Origin of the sequence: Bacillus sp. FJAT-45350 (assembly GCF_002335805.1) — a bacterium.
Taxonomy (GTDB): Bacteria; Bacillota; Bacilli; order Bacillales; family NISU01; genus FJAT-45350.
On the sequence record NZ_NISU01000001.1, the window covers coordinates 611,754 to 623,795 of the forward strand.

Annotated in this window: 10 protein-coding genes; all 10 read left to right on the forward strand. The window is 36.5% G+C overall.

Going from position 1 to position 12,042, the window contains the following annotated elements:
• Nucleotides 1–184: 184 nt before the first annotated feature.
• Nucleotides 185–1,399, forward strand: coding sequence for an aspartate kinase (gene dapG, locus CD003_RS03045; protein WP_096199414.1), 1,215 nt, complete (start codon nt 185–187; stop codon nt 1,397–1,399).
• 60 nt (nt 1,400–1,459) lie between these two features.
• The gene (gene dapA, locus CD003_RS03050; RefSeq protein ID WP_096199415.1) at nt 1,460–2,323 is read left to right on the forward strand and encodes a 4-hydroxy-tetrahydrodipicolinate synthase; all 864 of its coding nucleotides are present in this window, start codon (nt 1,460–1,462) and stop codon (nt 2,321–2,323) included.
• Nucleotides 2,324–2,717: 394 nt separating this feature from the next.
• Nucleotides 2,718–4,385, forward strand: coding sequence for a ribonuclease J (locus tag CD003_RS03055; RefSeq protein ID WP_096199416.1), 1,668 nt, complete (start codon nt 2,718–2,720; stop codon nt 4,383–4,385).
• A 122-nt stretch (nt 4,386–4,507) separates the two neighbouring features.
• Nucleotides 4,508–5,272, forward strand: a complete 765-nt coding sequence (locus tag CD003_RS03060) for a ClpP family protease (RefSeq protein WP_096199417.1) — start codon at nt 4,508–4,510, stop codon at nt 5,270–5,272.
• Nucleotides 5,269–5,496, forward strand: coding sequence for a YlzJ-like family protein (locus CD003_RS03065; protein WP_096199418.1), 228 nt, complete (start codon nt 5,269–5,271; stop codon nt 5,494–5,496). Before CD003_RS03060 ends, CD003_RS03065 begins: the two co-directional genes overlap by 4 nt.
• Before the next feature lie 304 nt (nt 5,497–5,800).
• The gene (locus tag CD003_RS03070) at nt 5,801–8,143 is read left to right on the forward strand and encodes a DNA translocase FtsK (protein WP_096199419.1); all 2,343 of its coding nucleotides are present in this window, start codon (nt 5,801–5,803) and stop codon (nt 8,141–8,143) included.
• Between the two features lie 109 nt (nt 8,144–8,252).
• Nucleotides 8,253–9,539, forward strand: a complete 1,287-nt coding sequence (yfmF, locus tag CD003_RS03075; protein WP_096199420.1) for an EF-P 5-aminopentanol modification-associated protein YfmF — start codon at nt 8,253–8,255, stop codon at nt 9,537–9,539.
• Complete coding sequence (gene yfmH, locus CD003_RS03080) at nt 9,539–10,846, forward strand: EF-P 5-aminopentanol modification-associated protein YfmH (protein ID WP_096199421.1); 1,308 nt, start codon at nt 9,539–9,541, stop codon at nt 10,844–10,846. The genes yfmF and yfmH overlap by 1 nt, the downstream gene beginning before the upstream one ends.
• Nucleotides 10,843–11,568: an elongation factor P 5-aminopentanone reductase gene (gene ymfI, locus CD003_RS03085; protein WP_096199422.1), complete on the forward strand. Its 726-nt coding sequence runs from the start codon at nt 10,843–10,845 to the stop codon at nt 11,566–11,568. Before yfmH ends, ymfI begins: the two co-directional genes overlap by 4 nt.
• A gap of 81 nt (nt 11,569–11,649) precedes the next feature.
• Nucleotides 11,650–11,898, forward strand: a complete 249-nt coding sequence (locus CD003_RS03090; protein ID WP_096199423.1) for a DUF3243 domain-containing protein — start codon at nt 11,650–11,652, stop codon at nt 11,896–11,898.
• Nucleotides 11,899–12,042: the final 144 nt, after the last annotated feature.

Genomic DNA, 12,042 nt, shown 5'->3' on the forward strand with positions numbered 1-12,042 from the left:
AATAGAGTGATAGGTGGGGAAAATGAATGAAGATAATCCTTTATTCATTTTCAACCACTAGCTTCTAGAACACCCTCCGCAACTACTCTTCTTCATACTATTCAATTCGCGAGTACACCCTAATCGAAGAAGAGCCATCGTTTCCTATATTCTGAACAACCTTTTAAAAGAGTAGGTGCCATAAATGAAAATAATTGTTCAAAAATTCGGCGGAACATCTGTAAAGGATGAAGATGTTCGTAAGAAAGCTGCCTCTCATGTGAAAGCTGCAGTTGATGACGGATATAAAGTAGTTGTCGTCGTATCAGCTATGGGGAGAAGTGGTGACCCCTATGCGACAGACACTTTACTAAGTCTTATTAATAAAGAGACTTCAAGTAAACGTGAACTAGATTTGCTAGTTTCCTGTGGAGAGGTTATATCCTCTGTCGTATTTACAGACCTACTATCAAGTTATGGTCTAAAGGCGACTGCTATGACGGGACCACAAGCTGGATTTAGAACGAATGAAGATTTTTCTAATGCGAAAATTGTAGAGATGGAATCAAAGCATTTACGAAATGTATTAGAAGACTTTGATGTTATTGTTGTTGCGGGATTTCAAGGTCAGTCTAAATCTGGTGAAATCACTACATTAGGTCGTGGTGGTAGTGATACATCCGCTACTGCTCTCGGTGTAGCTATTGAAGCAGAGTGGGTTGATATTTTTACAGATGTAGAAGGAGTTATGACAGCAGACCCTCGAATTGTTTCAGAGGCACGTCCACTATCATCAGTCTCCTATACAGAAATTTGTAATATGGCATACCAAGGAGCTAAGGTCATTCACCCGAGAGCGGTAGAAATTGCAATGCAAGCTAAGATACCAATTCATATACGTTCTACTTATTCAGATAATAGAGGAACGTTAGTATCGACAATGCCAAACGAAAAATCTGGTCATGAAGTACAAGAACGACCTATTACTGGAATTGCTCACTTAGCAAACATTTCTCAAATTAAAGTGTTAGCAAAAGATGGGCAATTTGATTTACAGGAGAAGGTCTTTAAAGCGATGGCTAATGAAAATATTAGTGTTGATTTTATCAATATTAATCCTTTAGGCGTAGTATATACGGTGACTGATGATTTAGCCAATCGTGCAATTGAAGTGTTAACAGAAATGGGGTATGACCCTCTAGTTACAAGACATTGTGCAAAAGTGTCTGCAGTAGGTGCAGGGATGACTGGAGTACCAGGTGTCACAGCAAAAATAGTTGCAGCATTAGCGGGAGAAAATATTCAAATATTACAATCTGCTGATTCACATACAACGATCTGGGTTTTAGTTAAAGAAGAGGACATGGTAAAATCAGTCAATGCATTGCATCAAATGTTCCAGCTTGAACAAGAATTGTGATTCAAGCTGATAGTTTATACTTTACGGGAAAACCATATCGTGTAGAGGAGTTGAACAGCAGTGAACTTTGGTCAGGTAGTAACGGCAATGGTGACTCCCTTTGATAAAGAGGGAAACATTGATTATAAGTTGACCGAGAATTTAATTGACTACTTGTTGGAGAACGGAACCGATGCCCTTGTTATTGCAGGTACAACGGGAGAATCTCCAACACTAACTACAGAAGAAAAGCTTTCGTTATTTGAATTTGTTGTGAAGCACGTTAATGGTAGAGTGCCAGTGATAGCAGGAACAGGTGGGAATAATACGGCATCATCAGTTGCCTTAACAAGAAAAGCTACTCTTCTTGGTGTCAATGGTATAATGGCAGTAACACCTTATTATAATAAGCCGTCTCAAGCTGGATTGATCGCACATTTTACTGCTATAGCAAATGCTACCCACTTACCAGTTATGCTATATAATATTCCTGGTCGTTCGGTAATAAATATGACTGCAGAAACGACAATAGAACTATCAAAGGTTAAGAATATTGTTTCTGTAAAAGAAGCAAGCGGTGATTTAGAACAAATGGCAGCTATCATAGAAGCTACCGATAGTTCTTTCACACTTTATAGTGGTGATGACCAATTAACATTACCGGCGATGTCAATTGGGGCAGATGGCATTGTTTCTGTATCAGCGCATGTGATAGGAAACGAAATTAAAGAAATGGTTACACATTTCATTAATGGAAGAACTAAAGAGGCAGCAAAGCTTCATCGTGAATTACTACCTATTATGAAGGGGATGTTTGCAGCACCGAACCCAACGTGTGTAAAAGCAGCATTAGGCTTAAAGGGTATTGATGTTGGAGGTGTAAGGCTACCTCTTGTACCGTTAACTGATGAAGAAAAAGAAATCGTTTCTCAAGTAATGAAATAATAGAGTAATTGGCGTTGTGAGCTGAAGTAATTACACTTCTAAATAGCTAAACAGGTATTTAAAGCAAAGCTCATTTAATTAAATATAGTAAAAAAACAATCAAACGAACTGTTTGATTGTTTTTTTATTCCAACGGAGGAACTTACCTCTTGTTTTCATCTAATAAGTTACGTTATACTACAAATAAGTGATTAGTTCGGGCTTAAGGTCAGTTACCAGACCATAAAATGGTAATTCCATTCCGTAAGAATCAATTATCTACTAAGGATCGTGTTTCTTTAGGTGATAGTTGTTGAATCTAGCGCCATTTCAATTCAAATAGAAACGAGCGGAGTCAGTACAGAGTGGTTTAGTTAAATAAAGTAGATATAGTGGTTATTAGGAGGAGCAAAAATTGTCAAATGAATATGTAGAAAAAATACGGGTTTTTGCCTTGGGTGGAGTCGGCGAAATAGGCAAAAATATGTATGTAGTAGAGGTTGGCGAGGATATTGTTGTTATTGACTCTGGTTTAATGTTTCCAGACGATGATATGCTCGGTATCGATATAGTCATTCCAGACGTATCTTACCTCGTTGAAAATGCTGATCGTGTTCGTGGAATCATCTTAACGCATGGACATGAAGACCATATTGGTGGTTTACCCTATGTGTTAAAGAAGCTACAAGTTCCCGTATATGGAACTAAGCTGACACTGGGATTAGTAGAAGAAAAGTTAAAAGAAGCAGGTAGTTTAAAATCTAGTACATTAAAGTTAATTGACTCTAATTCAAAAATTACAATTGGAGCAGTGAATGTATCGTTTTTCAGAACTAATCACAGCATTCCTGACTCTGTTGGAGTTTGTATTGAAACATCACAAGGTGCAATTGTGCATACTGGGGACTTTAAATTTGACCAAACTCCAGTCGATGGTAAAAGAGCTGATATAGGTAAAATGTCTGCTATTGGTGAAAAGGGAGTCCTTTGCCTACTATCAGATAGTACAAACGCTGAGCGCCCTGGTTCAACAGCTTCTGAATCAGTTATTGGACAAGGAATTTCAGAAGTTTTCCAAGAAACAGAAGGTCGTATCATTGTTACGACATTTGCCTCTAATGTCCATCGTATTCAGCAAGTAATTCATGCAGCAGCTAAAGCAAATCGTAAAGTTGCGATTATCGGTCGAAGCATGATTAAAGTGATTACAATTGCGACAAAGTTAGGGTATTTAAAAGCACCAAAGGATATATTTATAGAAGTGGATGAGGTTAATAAGTTAAAGCCTCATCAAGTAGCTATTTTAACTACTGGTAGCCAAGGTGAACCAATGTCTGCTCTTACTCGTATGGCGAAAAAAGCCCATCGTCAAATTGCGATTACAGATGAAGATACGGTTATTATTGCTGCATCACCAATACCTGGAAATGAAAAATCCGTTTCAAAAATTATTGATCAATTATATAGAATAGGTGCAGATGTTGTTTATGGACAAGCAAAAGTTCATGCATCTGGACATGGTAGTCAAGAAGAGTTAAAGCTAATGCTTAATTTAATGCAACCTAAGTATTTTATTCCGATTCATGGTGAATTCCGTATGCAATGCGCACATAAAGAATTAGGAATACAAACTGGTGTAGAGCCACAAAATATTTTCCTTATCGATAAAGGTGAGGTAGTAGAATTTACAAAAGGACAAGGTAGAAAATCAGGGAAAGTACCATCAGGTAATGTGTTAATTGATGGATTAGGTATTGGAGATGTAGGTAATATCGTTCTCCGTGACCGTCGTTTACTTTCGAAAGATGGCATACTTGTTGTTGTTGTTACATTAAACAAACAAACAGGTGACATTGTTTCAGGACCAGATATCATTTCTCGAGGTTTTGTCTACGTGCGTGAATCCGAGAAACTTTTAATAGAAGCAAATGAGTTAGTCGCTGTAACATTAAAAAAATGTGTAACTGAAAATGTAAACGAGTGGTCTTCTTTAAAGAGCAATGTTAGAGAAGTTCTAAGCCGTTTCTTGTTTGAGAAAACGAAGCGTCGCCCAATGATTCTTCCGATTATAATGGAAGTGTAATGAAATATTTAGAAAAGGAGTGCTTTTATAGCACTCCTTTTTCTTTTGAATGAAGGGAAAGGTTGTCGATCATACTATATACAGAACAGGTTATTGTTGTATGAAAAAAAGGAGGTATTATAATGAATGAACAACCGAATCAACCCGAGCAACCGAAACAACCGGCACCTCCTCAAGGAGATGGCGTACAAGGTGGTAAAAGTGACAGTCTTTTAAATAAAATTCAAGAATTAGGTCAAACAAATGTACCGGAAATGGACCAATCAAACATTCACTGCTTAACGATAATCGGTCAAATTGAGGGGCATATGCAACTGCCACCACAGAATAAAACGACGAAATATGAACATATTATTCCTCAACTTGTAGCAGCAGAACAAAATTCAAAAATTGAAGGTATGCTAATTATTTTAAATACTGTAGGTGGAGATGTTGAAGCAGGTCTAGCGATATCAGAAATGCTTGCATCTATGTCCAAGCCGACAGTTACACTTGTTTTAGGTGGTGGACACTCTATAGGTGTTCCGATTGCCGTAGCTTCTAATTATAGTTATATAGCAGGAACGGCAACGATGACAATCCATCCTGTTAGATTGACAGGTCTAGTCATCGGTGTTCCGCAAACATTTGAATACTTAGATAAAATGCAAGACCGTGTCGTTAATTTTGTTACGACTCACTCAGAAATTACCGAAGAAAAGTTCAAAGAGCTAATGTTTTCTAAAGGCAATTTAACGAGAGATATTGGAACAAATGTTGTTGGTACAGATGCTGTATCATATGGCTTAATTAATGAAGTAGGTGGAATTGGCCAAGCATTGAAAAAATTAAATGAGCTAATAGAGAAAAAAAGAAATTCAACGCCTGAAGGGGATATGATCCAATGATACTCTATACAACAGTCCCGCAAGAACTAATTTATCCTGAACAAGAAGAAAGTTTCGCTAAGCAGCAAACAATTGAAATTGCTGGGGGATTATTAGTAGTGGAGGCTGTCTCAGAAAGTGAATATAAAGTTATTCGTCTAATTAGCTCTGATCCTATGCAATACTTAAACAGTAGTTATTCTCCAGGAGCAGTCATCCCGATGAAACCTCAAATTAATATGTAACGAAAGTAAGCCAGATGTGATAGTTATTCATGTCTGGCTATTTTCATTCTCTAATTTTATTGGAATCCTCTGATTGATAGGTCAATGGAGGTTTATGTTATAATAAATGCATAAAGTTGGATGAAGTAGCTAAATACTGGCTAGAATTAAGCGTAATTGAGGTTTATGCTTATGTCATTAAATGACTGTAGTATTGTAAATAACTTGCTATAGCTATAGCTATTTGGTACTTTCCTTTTCATCTTAGAAAATAGCATAAAAAGGAGCAAGAAAAGACTTGTGACTTAAGGTAGAGGGTGGTTACATGGCAGGAAGAAAGAAAAAAAGAAAAAAATTTGAATGGAAGTCACAGTTGAAATATGAACTTATCGGATTAAGTTTGCTTATTCTCTCTGTTATTACATTCGCCCGACTTGGAAGTGTCGGTGAAGTGACAGTGAATATGTTTAGGTTATTTTTAGGGGAATGGAATATTGCATTGACGATCGGACTTTTCCTTACAGCTATGTTTATCATAGTAAAAAGGGCAGTGCCGAGTTTCTTTACTAGGAGATTGTTAGGGGTCTACTTATTAGTCTTCTCATTTTTATTATTAAGCCATTTACGACTTTTTGAAATATTAGCGGGTAGTGATGGTTTTCAAGATCAATCTGTTATACGAAACACATGGCAGATATATTGGCTATATGTACAAGGTAATCCTCCTGCATTAGGTTTAGGAGGAGGTATGATTGGAGCAATAGGTTTTGCTGTCAGTCATTTTTTATTTGATTCACTGGGTACATATTTAATATCCTTTTTTTGTTTTATTGTTTCTATCATTTTAATTACAGGTCAGTCATTAACGGAATTAATTACACGTATGTTTGGTAGAAGTTATCATTTTGTTAAACAGCTTATAGATGGTGTTGTGAATGACTTACAAAATGGTTTTGAAACAATGCAGAAAAAATGGGAAGAGCGTAAAGCAATAAGGGAACAAATGAAAGAAGTACAAAATCAAAATAATCAAGGAGATAGTCAGAATACTCCTGTACAGGTATCAACTGATGAAAATGAAGAACCTATTATTTATGATTTTACATCTCAAGCGTATGGTGATGAGAAGTCAGATGAAGTACCTTCCATAGTTGAAAGTGAATCAGCTGATATAGAAACTGATGGACAAGCCTCAACAGAACCTGAATACATAGTAGAATCAGAAGTTCAAACAAATAAAGATTATCAATTACCATCTTTTGATCTATTAAGTAATCCTAAGGCGAATGGGCAGCACTTAGAAAGGCAGAATGTATCAGCAAATGCGAGGAAATTAGAGCAAACCCTTGAAAGTTTTGGAGTTAAGGCAAAGGTGTTACAAGTTCACCTAGGACCAGCTGTGACAAAATACGAAGTCCATCCTCATGTAGGTGTAAAAGTAAGTAAAATTGTTAATTTATCAGATGATTTAGCTTTAGCATTGGCAGCAAAGGATATTCGTATTGAAGCCCCTATTCCTGGAAAATCGGCTATCGGTATTGAAGTACCGAATAAAGAAGTGGCAATTGTTACATTACGTGAAGTATTAGACTCACCACAAAACAAAAAAGATTCTGTTCTTTCTGTAGGTTTAGGGAGAGATATTTCCGGGGAGCCTGTATTAGCAGAGCTAAATAAAATGCCACATTTATTAGTAGCTGGTGCTACCGGTAGTGGTAAGAGTGTATGTATTAATGGGATTATTACTAGTATTCTCATGAAAGCGAAGCCTCATGAGGTAAAGCTTATGATGATTGACCCCAAAATGGTTGAGCTTACGATGTACAATGGTGTCCCTCATTTATTAACACCTGTTGTAACGGAACCTAAAAAAGCGTCACAAGCACTGAAGAAAGTTGTAAGTGAAATGGAACGAAGATATGACTTATTTTCACACTCAGGAACTAGGAACATTGAAGGCTATAATGAATTAATTCGACGTCAAAATGAAACGAATGAAGCCCAGCAACCATTTTTACCATTTATCGTAGTGATTGTTGATGAGCTTGCAGATTTAATGATGGTAGCTTCAGGGGATGTAGAGGATTCGATTACACGCCTAGCACAAATGGCGCGTGCTGCTGGAATTCATATGATTATTGCGACGCAACGACCTTCTGTTGATGTCATTACTGGGGTAATTAAGGCGAATATTCCTTCTCGAATTGCTTTTGGTGTATCATCTCAAATAGACTCTCGAACAATCCTAGATTCGGGTGGAGCAGAAAAGCTACTAGGAAGAGGAGACATGCTTTACTTACCAGTTGGTGCTTCAAAGCCAACACGTATTCAGGGAGCGTTTTTATCTGATGAGGAAGTAGAATCGATTGTTGACTTTGTTATTGCACAGCAAAAGGCACAGTATCAAGAAGAAATGATGCCAACAGAAGTACCTCAATCAACGAAAGAAGTTGAGGATGATTTATATTTAGATGCAGTAGATTTAGTAATGGAAATGAATACTGCAAGTGTATCAATGCTACAAAGACGTTTTAGAATTGGCTACACAAGAGCAGCAAGGTTAATTGATGAAATGGAGGCAAGAGGAATCGTAGGTCCTTATGAAGGAAGTAAACCTAGAGAAGTCCTTGTACAAAAGCCACTAGAAGAAGAAGCTTCTTCACAGTAATCTGGCAATTTTATGCTATACGTAGTAAGAACGGGAAATTATGCATATCCTAAGTAAGTAGGAAATTTGAAAGTATTGATAGAAAGTAAGAAGAAGGAGATGAGTTAATATGAAAGAACTCCAAGAGCACCATGCACAAGTCAATGGTATGAATGTACATATGGTACAAACGGATAAGTATAAAACAAACACAATTGTTTTGATGATAAAAGCTCCACTACAGAGTGAAACTGTAAGTCAAAGAGCAATTCTACCTCATATTTTACAAGGTGGTTCTGAGAAATTTCCTACTAGACAACAGATACGAAGCCAATTAGATGAGTTATACGGGGCTTCCATGTATGCTGACGTTCAGAAAAAAGGGGAAGATCATGTTATTGTCTTTCGCTTAGACGTTGCGAATGAAAACTTTATCAACGACCCAACACCTTTATTTGAAAAAGGAATGGAATTATTAGCGGATGTACTTCTTCACCCGAAGTTAGATGGTCAAGGCTTTGCCCAAACAGTTGTTGAAAGTGAAAAACGTTCATTGAAGCAACGTATCCAGGCAATTTATGATGATAAAATGCGCTATGCTAATATGAGAATTACTGAAGAAATGTGCAAAAATGAGCCATTTGGTTTACTTGTGTATGGGAAAGAAGACGGTGTAGACACTTTGACTTCAGAAAGTCTGTACTCTTACTATCAAAACATGCTTATAGAAGATGAAATTGACTTATACGTCATTGGTGATTTAAATCAAGAGAAAATAAAGCAAACGATTAGTTCACAGTTTAACTTTACTATTGAAAGAGCACCAAAGAAAAAAGTTCATGAGATAACCAATCAGCCAATACCGTCTGAAGAGAAAGTTGTCTTTGATGAGCAAGACGTTAAACAAGGGAAATTGCATATTGGCTATAGAACGTACACAACGTACAGTGATAAAGAATATTATGCTTTGCAAGTCATGAATGGATTATACGGTGGCTTCTCACATTCAAAATTATTCTTAAATGTTCGCGAAAAAGAAAGCCTAGCTTATTATGCAGCTTCTCGCTACGAGAGTCACAAGGGGATTTTAATGGTGATGAGTGGCATCGAATTTACTAATTACGATAAAGCAGTTCGTATCATAAAAGAACAAATGGAAGCGATGCGTAACGGAGAGTTTACTGAGGATGAAATTAATCAAACGAAAGCGATGATAAAAAATCAGTTACTAGAAACAGTGGATGTAGCGAAAGCATATATCGAACTTCTTTATCATAATGTTGTATCTGGAAAAGAGCGAACAGTAGAAGAGTGGTTACAAGGGATTGATGCTGTAACGAAAGAGGAAATGGTTGCCGTAGCGAATAAACTAAAATTAGACACAATTTATTTCTTAAAAGGCAAGGAGGTAGTTTAATGGTAAACAAAATTGATTTTGAACAATTAAAAGAAACACTTTATCATGAAACATTAGATAATGGATTATCAGTATACGTCCTTCCAAAGCAAGGATTTAATAAAACATATGCTACATTTACAACAAAATATGGTTCCGTTGATAACCATTTTGTTCCACTAGGTGAAAATGAGCCAGTTAAGGTGCCCGATGGAATTGCCCATTTTTTAGAGCATAAAATGTTCGAAGATGAAGAAGGAGATGTTTTCCAGGATTTCAGTAAGCAAGGTGCATCGGCTAACGCATTCACTAGTTTTACAAGAACTGCTTATCTTTTTTCAAGTACAACAAATGTAGAAAAGAACTTAGAAACGTTACTAGACTTTGTTCAGCATCCATATTTTACAGAGGACAGTGTTGAAAAGGAAAAAGGGATTATCGGTCAAGAAATTAACATGTATGATGATAATCCTGATTGGCGTGTCTATTTTGGAGCTATTGAAAATATGTACAAAAACCATCCTGTTAAAATCGATATTGCCGGTACGATCGATTCAATTTCCAAAATAACAAAAGATATGCTCTATCAATGCTACGAGACTTTCTATCATCCAAGTAACATGGTGCTTTTCATTGTTGGACCTCAAGACCCAGAGGAAGTTATGAAGTTAGTGAGAGAAAATCAGGGTAAGAAAGAATTTAAAGCACCTACAGACATTCAAAGATTCTTTGATGAGGAACCAAGTGAAGTAGCTAAGAAAAAAGAAGTACTACACATGAGTGTGCAAACACCAAAGTGCTTAGTGGGCTTTAAAGAGAAGGACCCGACAAGAAGTGGAGAAGAGTTATTAGAAAGGGAGCTATCGATTAATATCTTACTCGATATTATGTTTGGACAAAGTACATCTAATTACCAAGCTCTATATGATGAGGGGATTATTGATGATACATTCTCATTTGATCACTCAGCAGAGTATGGATTTGGATTCTCTATTTTAGGTGGAGATACGAAATATCCTGATAAATTGGCAAATAAAATTGAAGAAATGGTTACAAAATTTTTATCTGAACCTTTAGATGAAAGCATGGTTGAGCAAGTAAGAAAGAAGAAGATAGGTTCTTTTTTACGTTCTTTGAATTCACCAGAATATATAGCAAATCAATTTACACGTTATCAGTTTAATGACATGAACCTATTTGATGTAGTACCAGTATTAGAGGGTATTACAACAGATTCTTTAACAAATGTACTTAAAGACCATTTTGACTTTGATCGCTATACAGTATTCCAGGTTAAACCTGAAGGGTATACAGAGGATTTGAAGTGAGTAAGTGGGCACTAGTAACTGGTGCAAGTGGAGACATCGGAGCAGCTATTGCTATGCAATTAGCTGCTCAAGGTTTTTCTCTTTATTTGCATTACCATAAAAATGAACAAAGTGTTCTTGAACTGCAAGAAAGGTGTAATGAACACAATATCGGAACATACCTTGTACAATCAGATTTATCTACTCCAACAGGACCCAACGAGCTACTCAAGCAGATAACAAATCCAGTTGAAGTGATTATTCATAACAGTGGTAATAGCTATTTTGGGTTATTAACGGATATGAAGGATGAAGAAATCATGTCGATGATTCAACTCCACTTAACAAGTCCTATACAACTTACGAAAGCCCTTCTACCGAGTATGATTACCAATCATAGTGGAAAGGTAATTGTTATTTCCTCTATTTGGGGTCTAACTGGAGCTTCGTGTGAAGTTGTTTATTCAACAGTAAAAGGTGGATTGAATTCTTTTGTCAAAGCTTTATCGAAAGAAGTAGCACCGTCTAATTTGTACATAAACGGGATAGCTCCAGGAGCGATTGATACGAAAATGCTCTCGAGCTACACTGAGGAAGATTTACGTGAATTAGCAGATGAAATACCAATGGGACGCTTTGGTTCCCCAGATGAGGTAGCAAATGTCGTATCATTTTTAACATCAGAAAAATCTACATACATAAATGGTCAAATCATTTCCGTAAATGGGGCATGGTATTGTTGATGCAGTTGAAAATGGTTTGTATATTTTCAAGCGTTTTTTGTAAAAATAACACTGTATCACACATTAAGGAGGGAACAATCCATGTCTGTATTAGATAATTGGAATCAATGGAAAGATTTCTTAGGTGACAGACTTTCCCAAGCAGAGCAGGAAGGAATGACACAAAATGTTGTTTCTGATGTTGCTTATCAAGTTGGTGAATACTTAGCGCAACAAGTTGAGCCAAAAAATGAACAAGAACGTGTTCTAAGAGAGCTATGGGCGGTTGCTTCAGAACAAGAGCAGCATGCAATAGCTAACATGATGGTGAAGCTAGTTCAAAATAACTAAGTTAACCTTCTTATAAGGGTGTCGCATGATAGCGGCACTCTTATTTTAAATAAATTCCTCTGGTTAATAATATGGAAACCTCCAATTTTTTTCAAAAAAAACTTTTCATTAAAAAAAAGATCATATATCATAGAAAAAAAGGTT

Excerpts from the sequence above, each read along its gene's own strand:
- CD003_RS03090 (WP_096199423.1), top strand. The coding sequence starts at position 11,650 with ATGTCTGTATTAGATAATTGGAATCAATGGAAAGATTTCTTAGGTGAC.
- dapG (WP_096199414.1), top strand. The coding sequence starts at position 185 with ATGAAAATAATTGTTCAAAAATTCGGCGGAACATCTGTAAAGGATGAA.
- CD003_RS03060 (WP_096199417.1), top strand. The coding sequence starts at position 4,508 with ATGAATGAACAACCGAATCAACCCGAGCAACCGAAACAACCGGCACCT.
- CD003_RS03070 (WP_096199419.1), top strand. The coding sequence starts at position 5,801 with ATGGCAGGAAGAAAGAAAAAAAGAAAAAAATTTGAATGGAAGTCACAG.
- CD003_RS03065 (WP_096199418.1), top strand. The coding sequence starts at position 5,269 with ATGATACTCTATACAACAGTCCCGCAAGAACTAATTTATCCTGAACAA.
- yfmF (WP_096199420.1), top strand. The coding sequence starts at position 8,253 with ATGAAAGAACTCCAAGAGCACCATGCACAAGTCAATGGTATGAATGTA.
- yfmH (WP_096199421.1), top strand. The coding sequence starts at position 9,539 with ATGGTAAACAAAATTGATTTTGAACAATTAAAAGAAACACTTTATCAT.